The organism is Brasilonema sp. UFV-L1, assembly GCF_012912105.1.
In the GTDB taxonomy this organism is placed as follows: Bacteria; Cyanobacteriota; Cyanobacteriia; order Cyanobacteriales; family Nostocaceae; genus Brasilonema.
In genome coordinates this window covers 124,172-142,823 of sequence record NZ_QMEA01000001.1, presented here as the reverse complement: position 1 = coordinate 142,823, position 18,652 = coordinate 124,172, and the positions used below count along the sequence as shown (strand labels likewise).

General features: G+C 43.9%; 14 protein-coding genes. 9 read left to right on the top strand and 5 right to left on the bottom strand.

Translation table 11 applies throughout. The features are described 5' to 3' along the window. Positions 1-55: 55 nt before the first annotated feature. On the bottom strand, positions 56-781 hold the full coding sequence (locus tag DP117_RS00530; RefSeq protein WP_169216383.1) for a Uma2 family endonuclease: 726 nt from the start codon (positions 779-781) through the stop codon (positions 56-58). A gap of 614 nt (positions 782-1,395) precedes the next feature. Between DP117_RS00530 and DP117_RS00520 the strand changes: the two genes are divergently transcribed. From DP117_RS00520 to DP117_RS00505, 4 genes are all read left to right on the top strand, one after another. Continuing rightward, positions 1,396-2,475, top strand: a complete 1,080-nt coding sequence (locus tag DP117_RS00520; RefSeq protein WP_169216429.1) for a glycosyltransferase family 4 protein — start codon at positions 1,396-1,398, stop codon at positions 2,473-2,475. Between the two features lie 295 nt (positions 2,476-2,770). Further along, positions 2,771-3,697, top strand: coding sequence for an LD-carboxypeptidase (locus tag DP117_RS00515; RefSeq protein WP_169216382.1), 927 nt, complete (start codon positions 2,771-2,773; stop codon positions 3,695-3,697). A 53-nt stretch (positions 3,698-3,750) separates the two neighbouring features. Beyond that, entirely contained in the window at positions 3,751-3,951 is a 201-nt protein-coding gene (locus DP117_RS00510) for a type II toxin-antitoxin system VapB family antitoxin (RefSeq protein WP_169216381.1), read from the top strand. A 1,052-nt stretch (positions 3,952-5,003) separates the two neighbouring features. Next, positions 5,004-6,731 carry a hypothetical protein gene (locus tag DP117_RS00505; protein WP_169216380.1) on the top strand — a complete coding sequence of 576 codons (1,728 nt, stop codon included), beginning with the start codon at positions 5,004-5,006 and terminating at the stop codon, positions 6,729-6,731. A 232-nt stretch (positions 6,732-6,963) separates the two neighbouring features. On the opposite strand, the gene DP117_RS00500 is transcribed toward DP117_RS00505, so the two are convergent. Then, entirely contained in the window at positions 6,964-7,695 is a 732-nt protein-coding gene (locus DP117_RS00500; RefSeq protein ID WP_169216379.1) for a hypothetical protein, read from the bottom strand. 146 nt (positions 7,696-7,841) lie between these two features. On the opposite strand from DP117_RS00500, the gene hemE reads away from it, so the two are divergent. Next, positions 7,842-8,897 (top strand): uroporphyrinogen decarboxylase, encoded by a 1,056-nt coding sequence (gene hemE, locus DP117_RS00495; protein ID WP_169216378.1) that lies wholly within the window; start codon positions 7,842-7,844, stop codon positions 8,895-8,897. Between the two features lie 656 nt (positions 8,898-9,553). Here hemE and DP117_RS00490 read toward each other — a convergent pair. Continuing rightward, entirely contained in the window at positions 9,554-10,510 is a 957-nt protein-coding gene (locus DP117_RS00490; protein ID WP_169216377.1) for a heme o synthase, read from the bottom strand. 143 nt (positions 10,511-10,653) lie between these two features. Beyond that, positions 10,654-11,628: a heme A synthase gene (locus DP117_RS00485; RefSeq protein ID WP_169216376.1), complete on the bottom strand. Its 975-nt coding sequence runs from the start codon at positions 11,626-11,628 to the stop codon at positions 10,654-10,656. Positions 11,629-12,286: 658 nt separating this feature from the next. On the opposite strand from DP117_RS00485, the gene DP117_RS00480 reads away from it, so the two are divergent. The 4 genes from DP117_RS00480 to DP117_RS00465 all read left to right on the top strand — a co-directional run bounded on the left by DP117_RS00480 (position 12,287) and on the right by DP117_RS00465 (position 17,669). Next, positions 12,287-13,375 (top strand): cytochrome c oxidase subunit II, encoded by a 1,089-nt coding sequence (locus DP117_RS00480; protein WP_169216375.1) that lies wholly within the window; start codon positions 12,287-12,289, stop codon positions 13,373-13,375. A 75-nt stretch (positions 13,376-13,450) separates the two neighbouring features. Next, complete coding sequence (gene ctaD / locus DP117_RS00475) at positions 13,451-15,193, top strand: cytochrome c oxidase subunit I (RefSeq protein WP_169216374.1); 1,743 nt, start codon at positions 13,451-13,453, stop codon at positions 15,191-15,193. Between the two features lie 78 nt (positions 15,194-15,271). Next, entirely contained in the window at positions 15,272-15,895 is a 624-nt protein-coding gene (locus DP117_RS00470) for a heme-copper oxidase subunit III (protein ID WP_169216373.1), read from the top strand. 280 nt (positions 15,896-16,175) lie between these two features. Further along, positions 16,176-17,669, top strand: a complete 1,494-nt coding sequence (locus DP117_RS00465) for an inorganic phosphate transporter (RefSeq protein ID WP_169216372.1) — start codon at positions 16,176-16,178, stop codon at positions 17,667-17,669. Positions 17,670-17,816: 147 nt separating this feature from the next. Here DP117_RS00465 and DP117_RS00460 read toward each other — a convergent pair whose 3' ends face one another. Then, a complete protein-coding gene (locus DP117_RS00460; RefSeq protein WP_169216428.1) occupies positions 17,817-18,608 on the bottom strand; it encodes a COP23 domain-containing protein in 792 nt (263 codons plus the stop codon). Between the last annotated feature and the right edge of the window lie 44 nt (positions 18,609-18,652).

Sequence of the window (18,652 nt, the reverse complement as noted above, 5' to 3'; positions counted from 1 at the left end):
AGTTATCAGTTATCACTGTTCATTGTTTACTGTTTACTGTGTACTGTGTACTGATTTAAGCGTCTGGTAATTCGCCAAAGCGTTGACGATAGCGCTCAAGTAACTCTGTCATCTCTGCTGCTTGCTGTTGCGCGAGTTGTCGCTGATTACGCTCTTGCTGTGCAACTTCTTCTGGTGTCTGGTACCTAACGCTTTGTGCATCATACCAATAAAGCACTTCCAGTTCTACTTCTCCATCAATGTAGCTTCCTCTACCAATTCCTAAGCCAATTTCTGGCATCCAAAAAGGTTCTCCAATCTGTAACTTATATTCTCCATTGACTAAACGATAAACTTCAAGTGGCTGATGTTGGTCACGTCGCCAGTATTCAGGATTGTAAATAACATAATATAGAACACCCAAGCGGGCATAAACTGACATTTTCTTATCGTATTCGCCGCCGTAGGTGAGGGAGACAATTTCTAAAGCAAAAATCGGGACAACATCGTTTTCTTCCCAAAGAACATAGCTTTTACGTAAAACATTTCCTTTAAATCGTTCTACTCCTAAACTTAAAAAACCATCTGGCACAACAGGTACAAGATGACTGACACCTGTTGTGTGATAAATTGCCATATCAACCCCAAAAAACCAATCTAAGCGATTAGCCCAGATAAACTTGAGCAAAAATAACAATAAATTCGGGACAAAATTTTGATTTTCGTTATCCACAGGAGTGTCGTCTGAACAAGGAAGTTCAGCACTGCTTGGTAGTTTAGAGAACGGGTCGTATTTTACCATGTACTGTTTTTAAAAATATAAAAGTAAATCTGGAAAGACTTTTCAAGTTCAATACAAATCTCAGGAAGTCTTTAACATTGATTAAGCGAATATAGGCGATAGCTAGCCCCTTAGGGGGCCTGCGCTAACGCTTGCCTTACGCGCAAAGCGCACGCTACGCGCTTCGGCAGATCGCTCAATCACAAACCACTCATGATAGAGAGTTGCCAGAAAGAAATCATCACCTGCAACTTGATCGCATACTGCCACATAACCAGAGAAAAAGGGGTCATCATCATAAGTAGTGTCCTTAAGAAAAACAGTTAATGACTTTCCATCAGCACTCTAAATAGAGCGAAGAATAGTAATATTAGAATGATGAGATTTCTTGACAGGTAAAAGTACAGAGCGCTCCTCAATTATCATAAATTCTGGTTCATAGTATTTAAGAACACCAATCCCAATTTTCTGGACCTTGATGTTTTTCAATAATACGATCCCACCGAACAGTTCTAATTTTATCCAACGCTTCTGGGGAAAGGTCTGATAATTTCATCTCGCAATCCTCGATACTTACACCGCAAAAGGGGATACTACTATATGTTAATCACAAGATAGTGGCACTGCTGAAGGAAATGCAGATGACTTCCAAACCTCTGAGACTACTCTTTGTCTCCACATCTGTTGGACCACTTGGTACTGGACTAGGTGGCGGTGTGGAATTAACTTTGCATAACATTGCCCAAGAAATGCTTCGGCGCGGTCATAAATTGCAAATAGTTGCCCCTTCTGGTTCTACATGGGATTCTTTATTTGTTGTACAAATTCCCGGCAATTTACAAATCATTGCCCAGAGTCAGGAACGCACAGCCCCTGTTACTATGCCAGAAAATTCTGTGCTGGCGAATATGTGGGATTATGCTCGTCAGGTTCAAGATGAGTACGACCTGATTGTCAACTTTGCTTATGATTGGTTACCGTTCTACTTAACACCTTTTTTTCGATGTCCGATTGCCCATTTGGTTAGTATGGGTTCGCTTAGTGACGCCTTAGACCAAATTATCAGAAAAGTTGGCAAGCAGTTTCCTGGTACAATTGGTTTTCATAGTCTTGCACAAGCTGACACTTTCGCTCTCGACGAACAATTTTTTTGTTTAAGTAATGGAATTGATGTCTCAGTGTATGAGTTTTGTGCTCAACCAAAGCAACAGTTAGCCTGGGTAGGTCGAATTTCCCCAGAGAAAGGTTTGGAAGATGCGGTAGCTGTGGCACAAATCACTAACATCCCGCTGAAAATTATGGGTAAACTCCAAGATGAATCATACTGGCAGCAGATTTGTCAAGATTACCCAAATGCACCTTTAGAATATTTAGGATTTCTATCAACTTCTCAAATGCAACAAGTTGTACGCGAATGTCGGGCGTTGTTGATGACACACCGTTGGGTGGAAGCATTCGGAAATGTTGCAATAGAAGCACTTGCTTGTGGAGTTCCTGTGATTTCTTATCGTCGTGGTGGTCCGGCGGAAATTGTTCAAGATGAGAAAACAGGTTTTTTGGTCGAACCCGATAGTATTCCTGGGTTAGTGAATGCTATTTCTCGCCTGGATGAAATCAATCGTCAAACTTGTCGCGCTTGGGCAGAAACTGAATTTTCTCTGGAAGCTTTGGGCGATCGCTTTGAACAATGGTTCATGAAAATTTTAGATTTTTGAATTCATCAGCCATATCTTTGGCTTTGATATTGGATTTTGCACGGATAAAAAGATATAAATAGCGAATTGACTTATTGGCTCAATTACCTCACCCCGCCCTTTCGGGCACCCCTCTCCTTAGCAAGGAGAGGGGATAGGGGTGAGGTGAGACCAGTGCGAATGACGGCTTTCCCACCGGGCTGCATCTGGCGTTAGCGCAGCGTGACCGGAGGTCATCTCCGGAGGGTGTAAGTCATGAATGCAACGCGCGTATCAATCAACATTTATTATCATTTGTTCTTAAACAAGATTATTGATGCAATCCAACACTCAAAATCTAAAATCTAAAATTCTTCCTCCACCTCTCAAACCAGGTGATTTATTACGAGTGATTGCTCCTAGCGGTGCTTTACGAGAATTTGAGGCTTTCCAAAAAGGGGTAGAAATTTGGCGAGCGCGTGGCTATCGAGTAGAAATCCCTCCAGAGATAGAAGACAAATGGGGATATTTAGCAGGCAAAGATGAATACAGGCGCGACCAGCTAGCAACAGCATGGAAAGAGCCAGAGTGTCGTGGTATCCTGTGTGCTAGAGGTGGTTTCGGTAGCACTCGTATTTTGGAAGATTGGACTTGGCACGATTTAGAAAACTCAACACTTTCTAAATGGCTCATAGGCTTTTCTGACATTACCGCGCTTTTGTGGAGCCTTTACACAGCAGGAATTTCCGGCGTTCATGGTCCCGTGCTGACAACTCTTGCTTGCGAACCAGATTGGTCAATCCAAAGATTATTTGATTGTGTGGAAGGTCGTCCTCTTGCAGCTTTAAAAGGTTGTGGTTGGGGTGGAGGTGTGGTGAATGGTATCCTATTACCAGGGAATCTCACAGTGGCAACTCATCTGCTTGGTACGCCAATGCTACCAGATATGGATGGTGTGATTTTGGCACTGGAAGACGTGACAGAAGTTCCTTACCGCATTGATCGCATGCTGACACAGTGGCGGATGAGTGGTGTCTTATTAAAAGTTCGTGGAATTGCGCTGGGTAGCTTTAGCCGTTGTGAAGCGCCTCCAAATGTTCCTAGCTTTAGTGTTGAGGAAGTGTTGCGCGATCGCCTAGGTGATTTAAATATTCCCATTGTCTCCAACTTGCCTTTTGGTCATGAAGCCCCCAACGCGGCTTTACCAGTTGGTGTATTGGCAACTTTGGATGCAGAGCAAGGAATTTTGAGTTTGGGAAATTAAACTGTTAGCTGGTAAAATCCTGATGGTGTAGCAGTTTCTCCAAAAGCAAGTGCATGACCATCAATCTCCAAATAGACGAAGCCTTGATTCAAGAAGCTCTAGCTCTTGGGAATCAACAAACAGAGCGTGATGTGGTAGAAGAAGCACTACGCGAATATGTACAACGTCGCAAGCAACGAATGATACTGGATTTGTTTGGGACAATTGATTACGACTCTGATTACAACTACAAACAGCAGCGACAGAGGCAATGAAAGTTGTCGTAGACACCTCTGTATGGTCGTTGGCACTGCGGCGAAATACTCCATCAGAAGCAATTAAGGATTTTGAGAGTTTTCAATTTACTTGAGTGAAAGGAATACGGATTGCGCGGGGATTTTGAGTTTGGGAAATTAAACTGGTCAACTACCCACACTAACACTTCGTGTATAGTGTGGGCTTGAAAGAACCAGCTTTCAACGTAAGAGATGACTAGCCCACGAGACTTGTTTTGTTACGGACTTCTGAATGTTTCCCTAGTTCGGATTATCTCCAAGCCTACTGGTTGTAGGCGCTTGACGCCAGACGCCCCAAGTCGGGAAACCCGACGCCAGTCCTCTCAACGGGGGGAACCCCCGCACGAGGCTGGCTCCCCAAGGCGCTGGCTCTAGAAAGGACATGCTAAACAAGTTGGGCTAAGGGACTTATAACTCTACTCGGAGGTTTATCACTTTATGCGAGTACCAGTATTAGATAAAGACGGAAAACCACTTATGCCAACAAAGCCTAGTCGTGCTAGACCCTAAAAAATTGGGCAGGCTTATTACTACGAGTACCCGTCTTGCCCCACAGATCAACCAAACGAAGCCTGCCCAATTTTTTTCGTGTAAGACCTCGACCCCCTTCCTTTTCTCGCTATGCGAGAAATTGGTCACAGGACGCAACAAACCAAACCCACAATTCCTGAGGCAGCGCGTTGGAGAGCCAGTACTTGATGAGTGTCTCCCGACAGAGGTATCTGGCGTCCGGGTTCCCCGGCTTGAAGCGTCTGCCGTCCCGACGAGGTCTTACACGTAAGAAATGGGGCAGGCTTAGTAGCAACACAAATACGCGACTTGAAAACAGTGAAACCCAGAAAGCCTGCCCCATTTCTAGGGGACAAATGCGTAACACCGAATCAATAGATAAGGTGTGGGACTCCTTGCGGAGCTAGTTGAAGAAAACTGCAAGTAACATGATATTAGCTGTTAAAATCCTGTTGGTCTAGCAGTTTCAAAGGACAAGTCAATGCTAAACCATTAATCTCCAAATAGACGAAGCCTCTTGTATGAATTTTTTTGGACACAATCTGCTAACTGAGGTGATACAACTATCTCAGTTTCTGGCTAATGATAGTAGTACTAGTGATGCCCAAAAACAACGACGGCAACTACGGCTACTTGAATTGCAGCAGGAGATTGTGAGAAAATTTGCCCACCCTATTCGCCGTGAGGCTTATCCTGTAGATGCAATTCCAATTGCAGTACGCCAAGCCTTTGTTAAAGCGGTAGCTTTAGTAACACGCTATCACGAGTTAGGAGGTGGGGCTTGGAAAGGAACTTTATTTTCCCCTACCTTGAGTAAATACAGGTTTGACACGATTGCTGATGGATTGATTTCAGAAGCAACGCTAGCCCGTCTGTGTCAAATTTTTCACATTTGTGCTGAGTATGAGGAACACATTGCTACCTTAGTGCAGACAGTTGATTGCCAAATTGCTCAACAAAAGCAGATTATTCAGGCTGTACTCACAGATGCAAATCTGATAGCCGACTCGAATGCACAGAAGAGTCATGCTGTTGTGGATCTATTTCATAAACTGTTTGGGGAAATTCCCATGCCTGTAGAGGCGATTGGCTGTATATATACGCAGACTCAAATTTTTTTTTGTATTGACTACCAGGATAGTCAACTGTGTAACCCAGACTGTTGGAATCGTTTGGAAATCCCACAGCAAGTGAAATTGCAAGAGTTTCTTGAGTCGCTGGATAGATCTACCTTTGAAAAGTTTCGCCATTTTCCTACTTTTAGTCTATGTGACTCGGCTCAAATGAATCCAAAGTGGATCGAACACCTCGCTGTGTTAACGGGCTTGACTCGCTTTCAAATCACTCAGGCTTTGAGTTGCTCAGTTAGTATACTTGCCACCCAAAATGCTGAAAAATATTTAATTCACGACATTTGGGGACACAATTGGCAGTCGATGTTAACTCAGTTCAAGAGTGACTACGCCATATTGGCTAACTGCAATGAACCGTTGCATGGAGGAAAAACAGCTTACACTTGTGATGGGCCATTGACTTGCCGAGAATTATTTCAGATAAAAGGAGAACAAGTAATAGTCAATCAGGATTTAGCGTGCTTGTTTTTCCACGGAGAAGTTCGGCAACGCTTAGGGCTTGTGTTTACTCATGTCATTGCAGAAATAATGGCTGATGTAACAGAGTTTAAATTTGTCAGAGACTTTCCTGAATTCAGTAAGCAGTTGCCTTGTTCTTCTGTTTTTAAAAATGTGCCTACTAAGTTAGATTTGGAGTTAAGCGATCTATACTTCTTATTTTTACAGGTTTTGCAACCCCTACTAGAAGTCAAATTATCAGCATTTGAGGAGTCTGTATTAGAATCTGACATGCTAGGAGATTGGGGTAAGTTGGGATATCCAGTGCAATCATTGGAGTTACGTTCTAGTTTAAAAAGAGCGATCGCCCACCTGTTTCAAATTTTCTTGCAAGAATATAACACCACATACTTGCCTACTATCACGAGCGAAATTGGTGTTTTTGCCAAAATCATTAGCAATCTGCTCTACTTGCAAAATGTAGTGAACGAACTCTGCACTGATCCAACACTCAAGACTTCATCTCCTCATTTTCCTTTTCAAGAGTTACTGCTCGTGTTTATTGGCAATTATTGCTCCAACAATAGCTATGCTGAGTTTTGGGAAGTCGATGATGCTATCGCCAATGACTTCCTGCCATGTTGGCACTACTTGACCAAAAACCTGACTGGGCAGTAGTAGTAAAGTGTTGACCAAAAAAGTACTCCACAGCTAGGAACGATAGTTACAGAGTAAAGAAGCAAGAACTTAAGTATCAATTGCGCTGCTGGTTTGACTTACTGCGATCTGCCTTTGGCAGCAAGCTAGCCCCTCCAGGGGCGCACTCAAAGGACGCTTATCGCCCACACCCAGGTAACCAATACACCTGTGTCCAAGACTGACTAAATGCTCTACAGCCAATCGAGCAGCGCTAAGTTGAACCTGAGTTTCTTTTCAAAATACACAAGCCAATAGCCGGAACAGCTCCGAGAACCACCGCTGTCAACCCTTGTTTACACAAATATACAACTTGATCGCGGTTCACTGCTGGAATAAACTCTTGCACAAGGGAAAGCACCACTACCAAAATACTGATGAATAGAAATGAAATGGAGGGCAGAAAAATCCACCAGCAAGCACTTGTGGTGTGTCTTCGCAGTATGAGCCATTGGAAAAACCCAAGCCAAATTCCAGAGAGGATATATGCGATGGTTGACAAAAAACCTAAGATGACTATTTGTTTTGGAGATAAATTTTGATTGAATGATGAAGCAATAGATGCAATGTCGTGAATCCATTGTGCAGAAACGCTGTTAGCAATTAGCCAACCGAGAGTTGTGGCAAACATCCACCACCAACCAGATATGTATTTATATAGAACAAGTGCTTGATCTGTGCTGAAAATGAGCGCAAACACACAATTGCTGAAGTATTTTGTGAAGTCGTACCATATTTTCTGCTGCAAAATCGCTGGTGGCACTATTTTTACGATATTTATTTCAATACCTATACTGGCAATTCCGCCTACAACCCATCCTAAAACAGTCAAGAGGGTAAATTGGATGAAGAAACTCCGTCTCTCGATTGGAGGTATTAAAAATCTTCGCGCTTTAGGTTTACCAGAAAAAACTTTTTGTGGTGGTTGTTTTGAATCAGGTGGCATAAGAGTTGAATAATTATTAAGTTTTAAGTCTAATTTAAGTAGAATTTTTGCAAGTCGCACCCTATATAAAGCTTCTTGAAAAAAGGGCAATCCTGGGATGATAAGCTAAACAATGACAGAAAAAAGAGTTTAGGATGAACTGTTAAATGGGTATTTCCTCCAATGCTCCTTATCTTCTCAGGGCAGCTCGTGGTGAAGTGTTAGACCGTCCCCCCGTATGGATGATGCGACAAGCAGGACGGTATATGAAAGCTTACCGAGATTTAAGGGAGAAGTATCCTTCTTTTCGTGAACGCTCGGAAATACCCGAAGTAGCGATTGAAATATCCTTACAACCGTGGAAAGCCTTTCAACCAGACGGAGTGATTTTGTTTTCTGATATCGTCACGCCGCTTCCTGGTTTGGGTATTGATATGGATATCGCTGAAGGTAAAGGACCAATTATTCACTCGCCCATTCGCACATCCGGGCAAGTTGAGAACCTGCATCCCCTAGAACCTGAGCAATCCCTGCCTTTCATTAAAACAATCTTACAGGCATTGCGGCAAGAAGTCGGCAACCAATCAACTGTGTTGGGCTTTGTGGGCGCACCTTGGACATTAGCCGCTTATGTGGTAGAGGGAAAAGGTTCTAAAACCTATTCCATCATCAAAAACATGGCGTTCTCGGAACCAGCTTTGCTGCATCAGTTGCTCACAAAATTGGCAGATGCGATCACAACTTATGTCCGCTATCAAATTGATTGTGGCGCACAAGTTGTGCAAATGTTTGATTCTTGGGCAGGACAATTAAGTCCTCAAGATTATGAAACTTTCGCACTACCCTATCAGCAACGAGTTTTCCAACAAGTGAGAGAAACTCATCCTGATACACCCCTGATTCTACTGGTGAGTGGTAGTGCTGGTTTGCTTGAGAGAATGGCACTATCGGGTGCAGATGTGATCACTGTAGATTGGACAGTAGATATGGCAGACGCACGGGCAAGATTAGGTAAGCACGTTAAAGTGCAGGGAAATCTTGATCCTGGTGTGCTGTTTGGTTCTAAGGAATTTATTCGCGATCGCATTTTCGATACTGTTCACAAAGCTGGTAACAAAGGACATATTCTCAATCTTGGTCACGGTGTGCTTCCGGAAACTCCAGAAGAGAATGTCGCTTTCTTCTTTGAAACGGCGAAACAACTCAGTAGTGCAGTTGTATGAGCAGCCGAGGTTAGGGATTAGAAACTGTAACTTAATTCCTACCCACTTCTACCGGTACGTCAGATATAAGCTGATCAACAAAATCTCTAAGCCGTTCTTGCCAGTTAAGAACGGCTTTAAGTTTTTCAAGTTGTCCAATGTGTATAACACGCAACACAAGAAGCCCCATCACAATCATCGCTCCTTCCTGATAAGCAAATTTTATTAATGCTATCAGTCTTTTTGTGTCAAGTCCTATTGACCTTTTGTAACAAAAACGTTATATTTATTTACATAACAAAAGAATACAAAAAAACAAAAAGACCAAGCTATCTATACCGCTGTTAATGAAGACAGCGTTCTTAATAGCTACGCAACTAAATCCAACATGTACTACACTGAGTGTCCTGCAATTTGAGAACAACGTAATCATGTTTTACAGTCTTGCCTTGTACTCTTTTTCGTGACTGCTGTAGTTTTGGTTGCTTTGGGCGTTAGCTAAGATTTTTAGATTTCGGTATCGCTACTTATCGACATTTGGACTTCTCCTCCTCACCTCGGTTGGTTTCGCCGAGGTTTTTTGTTGTGATTAGACGATGCTGCTTGCAGTTGCGGTGAGAGTCGTCATTAGTCCTTTTGGGCGATCGCCCAAAAAGAGCGATCACTACCTCTAACTTCTATCCCATTAACAAATACGCCTTACCTACCACAACATTAATGACATGATGAGTGATGGGAAGACTATCAATCACCATGCCTAGACACAATAGCATCATGTATGAGATGGAATACAGAAACAATCCTTTAGCTAAATCGCGGTTTTCTGGATTGTGCAGTAATTGCCAAGCTTTGTAAATAAAAACTCCTCCTAAACTCACAGCAATAACTCCGTAAATCATTCCACTGACTTGCAAAGGATAAATCAATGAAAATGTTGCTGCTACTGTCACTAAGGTGTACAACCAAATCTGCCGTACCGTCGGTGTAGTTCCTGCAATGACTGGTAACATTGGTACGCCAACTTTTGCGTAATCATCCCGAATCATTAAAGCTAGTGACCAAAAATGAGGCGGTGTCCACAAAAAGACAATTGCAAATAGTACCCATGCAGCCCAGCTTAATGTACCAGTGACAGCAGCCCAACCAACCAAAGCCGGAACTGCTCCTGCTGCTCCGCCAATAACGATATTTTGAGTGCTATGTCGCTTGAGAAAATGCGTATAAATTAGCACGTAAAAAACAATACCAGACATTGCTAACAGAGCAGCTAGTAGGTTGGCAAAGACGTAAAGCAAAGTAAAGGAAATGACAGCCAAAGCACTAGCAAAAATCAGAGCATCGCGCGACTGTATTCTACCAGAAGGCAGAGGGCGATGACGTGTGCGCTCCATTTCATAATCGATATCTCGATCATAGACACAGTTAATCGTCTGGGCACTTGCTGCTGCCAAAGTACCACCAGTAAGTGTAACGAGTAACAACAATGGATCTACTTCTCCCTTAGCTGCAATCCACATACTTCCAGCAGTGGTAATAAGTAGCAAAGGGATGATTCTAGGCTTCGTCAGCTGATAGTAGCTTTGAATAACCTGTAGAAATGTTTGATGGTGGCGAGAGACATTAGTCTCAATCATTTTGGCACTATTTCCTTATTTTCAAACCAAGATAACTGTGTACTCTTCGGGTTCACTTGTCACCAGGGCGTGGGAAATCCTCCTGCTGCAGGTTGTCGTCACTTCCTGCACTGTCCTGGTGTACTATGTACTGTGTACAGCTTTTATTCAATTGCTTGTTCAGTTGTCGTGTTTGCGTTGATAATCAAGCTGTTAGCGTTGATCCCACGACTATGAATCCAGTCTCGTAGTGCGAGAACTGTGAAACCCACTAAAGTACCAAGCATTGCCGCCCCCACAGCTTGGTGAGAGACGGTGAGTGGTTCGACTTGAAGATGCAGCCGGAAAGTAGCAACTCCTAACAGGAGTTGTACAATGAGTAATCCAGCAGCTATATTTGCTAGTCGCCGTAAAACAGGATGCAGTGCTGGTGTCCGCCATGAAAGAATTACCACAGCCAATGTTGCTACTGTTGGAGGTACTACGCCAGCAATATGACTATACATTACAGCACAAAGTTGGGATGTGCCAAAGCATTGGTGTAGCGCCCAACGAGAGCCTACCAAAGCACCGAGTAGACTTTGCAGATAAACTAAGATAGCTGCTGTTAAACCTACCCAAGGTAAGTTACCTACGGTTCCAGTTGCCTGGTAAGGAGTAAGTGCAGTACCAATCACTAGTAGGGTTGTGAAAAATAACAGCGCTGTTCCTAAGTGAGCGGTGACGATATCAAACCGCAAAAGTTCAGTGACGGTGAGTCCGCCCAAAATTCCTTGGAAAACGATTAAAAATAGGGCGAATGTCGATGCCCAAGGCAGCCATCTGGGTAAAGAGCGACGATACCACCAGGACATTCCAACGAGTGCGATCGCGCTGATACCAATTAATGCTGCATCCAATCTGTGAAACCACTCCAAAAAAACCTGGAAATTCATTTGCTTGGTTGGCACGAGTTCTCCATAACACAAAGGCCAATCAGGACAAGCAAGTCCAGCATTCATCACACGGGTGGCACTGCCTATTGCCATCAAAATCAAAGTGGCTACACACATTCTCCACACCAAGCGACGAATTCGTTCCTGTGGAACCTGCTGCGGCGCAGTCGTTATGTTTTGTTGTTCTAGGACAAATTCGCTCATGTAAAGATACCTTTTGCCGCTCTTTGAGAAATATCTACATTCAAAAACTAGTCAGTACCTAGCCATCTCCCACCCTAGCGTACAACTTAGGTTCGAGACTGGCTCTCACTATACTGTGAATCACTCTAGCGACTTTTTGCCGGAAGCTTTAGGGATTTTTAAGTTGTGAAGTTCTGAGTTTGGGGGGATTATTTTGGTACGGCGAGTCAACGTCTCTGAATATGGATGATTGAAGCACTTGATCGTGAGGCGGCGCGGCTCGGTGTTACTCGACAGTTGATCATTAACCTATGCAGTTTTGAGTAACCTTACCTACCCACGGCTACGACAATCTGCCCAATCACTTATTCACAGAAGGCACGCGATGCTCCGGCTTTCAAGGGCGCTCTCCAGGAGCCGCGCTCCCCATCTCTGCAAAAGAAAACTTGTGAATAACCTTATACTGAATCTTTGACACAGTTCACCTGTTAAGCCACATCCGCCTTGTCACACATCTCAAAAAAAGTTTCTGTTCAAGATTCTCAATATCACTCTAAAAATTAATAAAATTTAATAAAATTTTCACGCCTTCCCCTGACTTATCTTTTAGGCTGGACTAGTGTAGTAAGTGAGTGAACTGCTCAGTCGAATATAGTAAAGCCGTTAACTCAAAAAAACCGTGAAAATCCCAAGCTCCATCTGGACGTTACTTATTGGCATCGGGCTGACCCTAGTCAGTCTCTGGTACGGTCAAAATCATGGTCTACTACCAACAGCAGCTTCTGATGAAGCCTCGTTAGTAGACGGTTTGTTTAACACAATGATGACCGTCTCTACAGGTATATTTTTGCTCGTAGAAGGTGTTTTAATTTACTCTGCTATCAGATACCGTCAGCGTGCAGGTGACAATGCAGATGGTTCGCCAGTACATGGCAACGTACCCTTAGAAATTCTTTGGACAGCGATCCCAGCTGTTATTGTTATCGGTATTTCTGTTTACAGCTTCGACGTTTACAACGAAATGGGCGGCTTCAATCCCCATGCAATCCATGAAGCCCCGATGACGCCACAAGCGATGAATATGCCTGGGGCGGCTATAGCGGCAACTTTAAGCGATACCCCCCCCACTACAGAAGCTAACCTTAATCAGGAAAAATCTGATGAGGCAATGCAAGATCCAGCCACAGCATCAGTCCGCAATGCTGATCAAATTCCCCAAAAGCAGGATGCTCCCGGCGTCGGAAGTGTTGCTCCTAACATTGGAGCAACTCCGGAAAATGAAGGGAAACCACCCGCGATTGTGGTAAATGTCACGGGTTTGCAGTACGCCTGGATTTTTACCTACCCTGAAACAGGTGTTGTTTCTGGTGAATTACACGTTCCTATTGGGCGTGAAGTGCAATTAGACATGACAGCGAACGATGTCATCCACGCTTTTTGGGTGCCAGAGTTTCGCTTGAAGCAGGATGTCATGCCAGGACGGCAAAGTGCGATTCGCTTTACACCCAGCAAAGAAGGTGAATATGCGCTTATTTGTGCTGAACTGTGTGGTCCTTACCACGGTGCTATGAGGACACAAGTTTTTGTTCAAAAACCGGAAGAATTTGACGAGTGGATGCAAGAACAGCTAGTTGCAAGCACTGAAGAACTCAAGCAAGCAGTTGCTGTCAATCCTGCTGATCTATCTCCAGATGAATTCCTTGCTCCTCATACCAGCCATATGGGAATTCATCCAGAAATGCTACATCAAATTCACCATCACTCATGAGTCATTGGTACTCATTGGTCATTGGTTACTAGCAACTGATTGCTGACTTGGTGACTCCTGACAACTAAGATTTTTATGACACAAGCACAGGTACAAGAAAAAGCCAATATCCCCGCTCAAACTGAAGAACCAGGGATCAGGCATTGGCGAGACTACTTTACCTTCAACACTGACCACAAGGTCATTGCAATTCAATATCTAGTCACGACGTTCATTTTCTACTGTATTGGTGGCGTTTTGGCTGACTTGGTTCGCACAGAACTGCGAACCCCAGACACCGATTTTGTCACCCCTGAGGTCTACAACAGTCTGTTTACGCTGCACGCCACAATCATGATTTTCTTGTGGATTGTGCCTGCAGGCGCAGGATTTGCTAACTTCTTGATCCCATTGATGATTGGGGCAAAGGATATGGCATTTCCACGCCTTAATGCTGTTGCCTTTTGGATGATTCCCCCTGCTGGTTTGTTGCTCATCGCTAGTTTAGTGGTGGGTGATGCACCAGACGCCGGTTGGACTTCTTATCCTCCTCTGAGCTTGGTCACAGGTCAAGTGGGTGAGGGTATCTGGATTCTGAGCGTTCTTTTGCTTGGTACGTCTTCGATTCTGGGGGCAATTAATTTCCTGGTGACGATGCTCAAGATGCGTATCCCAGGCTTGGGTTTCCTTCAATTGCCTTTGTTTTGCTGGGCAATGTTGGCAACCTCAGCACTAACTCTGGTGTCTACGCCTGTGTTAGCAGCCGGTTTAATTTTGCTTTCCTTTGACTTACTTGCAGGAACGACATTTTTTAATCCGACTGGCGGTGGTGATCCGGTTGTTTACCAGCATATGTTCTGGTTCTACTCCCACCCAGCCGTTTACATCATGATTTTGCCCTTCTTTGGGGCGATTTCTGAGGTGATCCCGGTTCATTCCCGTAAGCCGATTTTTGGATATAAGGCGATCGCCTACTCAAGTCTGGCAATTAGCTTCTTAGGACTCATCGTCTGGGCGCACCACATGTTTACAAGTGGTGTTCCCGGTTGGTTGCGGATGTTCTTCATGATCACCACCATGATTATCGCCGTACCAACGGGGATCAAAATCTTCAGCTGGTTGGCAACAATGTGGGGTGGCAAAATTCGCCTCAACAGTGCAATGCTTTTTGCCATAGGTTTTGTTGGCACCTTCGTGATTGGTGGGATCAGTGGCGTGATGTTGGCGGCTGTTCCGTTTGATATTCACGTTCACGACACATATTTTGTAGTGGCACACTTGCACTATGTGCTCTTTGGTGGTAGTGTTTTGGGCATTTATTCGGCAATCTACCACTGGTTCCCCAAAATGACAGGGCGGATGCTGAACGAATTTTGGGGTAAGGTTCACTTTGCTTTGACAATTATCGGTTTAAATATGACCTTCTTACCCATGCATAAGCTGGGGATGATGGGTATGAACCGTCGTGTTGCTCAGTACGACCCCCAATTTACGTTTTTGAATGAAATTTGTACTTATGGGGCGTATATACTCGCGGTTTCGACATTCCCCTTCATCATCAATGCGATTTGGAGTTGGATGTACGGACCGAAAGCAGGTAATAATCCCTGGAATGCACTAACCCTAGAGTGGATGACAACTTCACCGCCAGCGATTGAGAATTTTGATAAACCACCAGTCTTAGCGACTGGACCATACGATTATGGTTTAGAGAACACAACAAAGGGTGTCCCCCTATCTTCTGGCGATCCAGTCTTGTCTGCCGGTCCTAACTCGGTGTTACGTGCCGAACCTGACGAGCCGTATCCCGCTATCACTGCCGAGAAAGAAGAGCGCTAATAAATTATGAATGATGAATGAAGAATTTTTTAACATTCATCATTCATAATTCGTAATCCATAATTCAACGGAAAATTCATGCAAAGTCAAACAATTGACCCAGCAAAGACAGCCCTTAATCATCATCACGCTGCTACCGCAGAAGCTCATCACGAAGAACATCCAGATCATCGTCTGTTTGGACTGGTTATGTTCTTGATTGCTGAAGGGATGATTTTTATGGGGTTGTTCGGAGCGTATCTGGCTATGCGTTCTACAGTACCTGTTTGGCCACCAGAAGGCACGCCAGAATTAGAACTATTGCTACCCGGAGTGAACACCATTAATCTGATTGCTAGCAGTTTTGTCATCCACAATGCTGATACCGCCATCAAAAAGAATGATGTCCGGGGAATGCAATTCTGGTTCGGGATCACTGCCGCGATGGGTATTATTTTCTTGGTGGGGCAGGTTTATGAATACACCCATCTAGAATTTGGCTTGACAACCAACTTGTTTGCCAGTGCATTTTATGTTTTGACTGGCTTCCACGGTTTGCACGTAACTCTTGGAGTTTTGGCAATTCTTGCCGTATTGTGGCGATCGCGCACTCAAGGTCACTATAGCAATGAACATCACTTTGGTATAGAAGCCGCCGAAATCTACTGGCATTTTGTTGATGTCATTTGGATTATCCTCTTTGGTTTGCTGTATTTGCTTTGAGTGTGAGTGATGAGTTTTTCGCTCCACTGAAGACGTTGCGCATAACGTATCTACATTTACTAGTCAACCCCCTGTAGGGGGTTTTATTTTTTGGGTCATGTTGATTTTATTCTCAATAAAGCGTCAAATGAGAAGTAAGTTATTTTAATGGTTGTGCTGTTTTGTCATGGTTTCCCCAACCTTAACTTTTTTGCCAAAAGTTGAATTAATGATCGAGTTTTAACCTTGGTTTATCGAAATTTTAACTTCTTAATTCTAAGTTCTCTTGTAATTGGGTTCTATGACCAGTATGAATTTCTTTGGAGACTTAACCACAATCAGTAGTTTGTTCCTACTGCTTTCTTTGGCTTTAGCACTCGGCTTTGAATTTGTCAATGGTTTTCACGATACTGCAAATGCGGTAGCTGTCGTCATCTACACTAATGCACTCAAGCCAGTCTACGCCGTTATCTGGTCGGGTTGTATGAACTTATTGGGAGTGTTAACCTCCACAGGAGCGGTAGCGTTCGGGATCATCTCACTGTTACCTGTTGAGTTGGTGATCAACGCGGGTTCGGGCACAGGATTTGCGATGGTGTTCGGTCTGTTAATTTCAGCTATCATTTGGAACCTTGGCACCTGGTATCTGGGGCTACCTGTATCCAGCTCACATACGCTCATTGGTTCTATCCTCGGAGTTGGTTTTGCGAACTCCATTTTGACGAATGGCAGTTTTGGCGAAGGCGTGAACTGGGAAAAAACGTTAGAAGTTTTCACATCACTATTGTTCTCACCATTGGTGGGCTTCACTGCTGCAGCACTGCTTATCTTTGCTGCCAAGGCACTCATTCAGCAGCCAGACTTATATAAAGCACCAGAAGGAGAGACTCCCCCTCCCTGGTGGATTCGAGGTTTGCTGATACTAACTTGTACAGGAGTCAGCTTCGCCCACGGCTCGAATGACGGGCAAAAAGGGATGGGGCTGATTATGCTCATTTTGATAGGCATTCTGCCAGGTCTGTATGCATTAGATTTGAATGTTGATCCGGCAACATTCAGCCAGTTATCTCAAGGGTCAAAAGCTGCTATTGTGACTCTTGACAAATACGTTCCGTCTGGGGTGTCTTTGGAGGGGAAGGACGTAGACCCCGAACTGTCTAACTTCCTCAAATCAGGTTATGCCGACGACAAGACGTTTGCCGCTTTGGCTACTAAAAATCGCGAGATCTCAGCCCAGTTATCTAGTAAAAGCAGCATTAAAGACATCTCCAAAGCTGATCGCCGCACTTTGAGAAGTGACATCTATTTACTCAGTAAGACAATCGGTAAACTCAATTCCCAAGGTACGTTTACAGAAAAAGCTGAGGACAAATTTCTAGTAGACTACAAGAAAGATTTAGAAAAAGTCACGGAGTTCATTCCCTATTGGGTGAAAGTTGCCGTTGCTTTCTCGCTGGGACTAGGCACAATGATTGGATGGAAGCGGGTTGTGGTCACAGTCGGTGAAAAGATTGGCAAAGATCAGCTCAACTATGCTCAAGGTGCCTCGGCTGGATTTGTTGCGATGTCCACGATTATAGGTGCTGATCAATTTGGTTTGCCTGTGAGCACAACACACGTTTTGTCTTCTGGGGTAGCAGGCGCAATGACAGCAAACGGATCTGGAATCCAGCAGGAAACCGTCCGGAATCTTTTACTCGCTTGGGTTCTCACATTACCCGCTTGCATTTTTCTGGGCGCATTGACATTCGCAGCTGGTCTGTTCTTGATTCTCAATGTATTTGGTATGAATTGACACAAAGCATGAGTGCAAAATTTTTGCACCAAATGATCATGCTTAGCGTTTGCTAGGCGAACGCTAGGTCTTTTTTTGTCAAAAACGCGACTCTATAGCCGGAGAGTCCGACGTTAACCAAATACTGTCAAGACCGAAAAACTAAATTTAACGGAATTTTTTAGGATCTAGACGATTGCCAGTTTGAGGTTGAGACTGCTGACGATTCAGCGATACACCATTACGGAGTTTTTCTCCGGTACCGCGATCAGCACGATCCAGAAAAGGTTTGAGATTGATGGGATTTTTAGAAGAAGCAGAGGGTTTTTTGCCACCATTAAAAATTGTTCGCCCTATATTGGATAGATTATCATTACCACTTGTATAAGTGTTAACGCCAATAGTTTGCTGTCCGTTATCAGCAGATGCTAAGTTTTGGAAAACGCTATCACGGACAACATAAGGATCTTTTTCGGGAGGTACTGTCAGTACAATTCGACACTCAGGATTCACCTCAGTAGTGACACAGAGAATATTTTCTCTATTCTCTACCGCTGTCTTCAGTTCCACTAAGCCATCTGGGCGATATGTTTCTAGGCGCTGGGCAATTGTTTCACAACGCTGTTGGGCACTCCAGCCACCACCCAAAGTTCTGGGAATCGCCCAAGCGAAGTATTGACCAGGTTGACTTTGTGGTTGATACATAACGGTATACTGACCGTTGTATGACTGACAGAAAAACCGATTATCGCTATCAATCGGTGTTGAGGTATTTGTTGTCGTTGTTGAGGATCTACCATCTCTTGTGGTTGTAGTTGTTGTTGTACCATTTCCTGCTGGTGAAGTTGGTACGACAACATCACCAGAGCGATTCACTTGTGCAAAGGCAGCACAATGACCCAGAACAAAGGATAAACTAAGACCACTCAAAAAAATAAACTTTAGAGGTTGAGATAGCATAGACTGTTCTAACACTGGTGAATTTGAAGTCGGAAGCTGATAAT

Excerpts from the sequence above, each read along its gene's own strand:
- DP117_RS00530 (WP_169216383.1), bottom strand. The coding sequence starts at position 781 with ATGGTAAAATACGACCCGTTCTCTAAACTACCAAGCAGTGCTGAACTT.
- DP117_RS00520 (WP_169216429.1), top strand. The coding sequence starts at position 1,396 with ATGCAGATGACTTCCAAACCTCTGAGACTACTCTTTGTCTCCACATCT.
- DP117_RS00515 (WP_169216382.1), top strand. The coding sequence starts at position 2,771 with ATGCAATCCAACACTCAAAATCTAAAATCTAAAATTCTTCCTCCACCT.
- DP117_RS00510 (WP_169216381.1), top strand. The coding sequence starts at position 3,751 with ATGACCATCAATCTCCAAATAGACGAAGCCTTGATTCAAGAAGCTCTA.
- DP117_RS00505 (WP_169216380.1), top strand. The coding sequence starts at position 5,004 with ATGAATTTTTTTGGACACAATCTGCTAACTGAGGTGATACAACTATCT.
- DP117_RS00500 (WP_169216379.1), bottom strand. The coding sequence starts at position 7,695 with ATGCCACCTGATTCAAAACAACCACCACAAAAAGTTTTTTCTGGTAAA.
- hemE (WP_169216378.1), top strand. The coding sequence starts at position 7,842 with ATGGGTATTTCCTCCAATGCTCCTTATCTTCTCAGGGCAGCTCGTGGT.
- DP117_RS00490 (WP_169216377.1), bottom strand. The coding sequence starts at position 10,510 with ATGATTGAGACTAATGTCTCTCGCCACCATCAAACATTTCTACAGGTT.
- DP117_RS00485 (WP_169216376.1), bottom strand. The coding sequence starts at position 11,628 with ATGAGCGAATTTGTCCTAGAACAACAAAACATAACGACTGCGCCGCAG.
- ctaD (WP_169216374.1), top strand. The coding sequence starts at position 13,451 with ATGACACAAGCACAGGTACAAGAAAAAGCCAATATCCCCGCTCAAACT.
- DP117_RS00470 (WP_169216373.1), top strand. The coding sequence starts at position 15,272 with ATGCAAAGTCAAACAATTGACCCAGCAAAGACAGCCCTTAATCATCAT.
- DP117_RS00465 (WP_169216372.1), top strand. The coding sequence starts at position 16,176 with ATGACCAGTATGAATTTCTTTGGAGACTTAACCACAATCAGTAGTTTG.
- DP117_RS00460 (WP_169216428.1), bottom strand. The coding sequence starts at position 18,608 with ATGCTATCTCAACCTCTAAAGTTTATTTTTTTGAGTGGTCTTAGTTTA.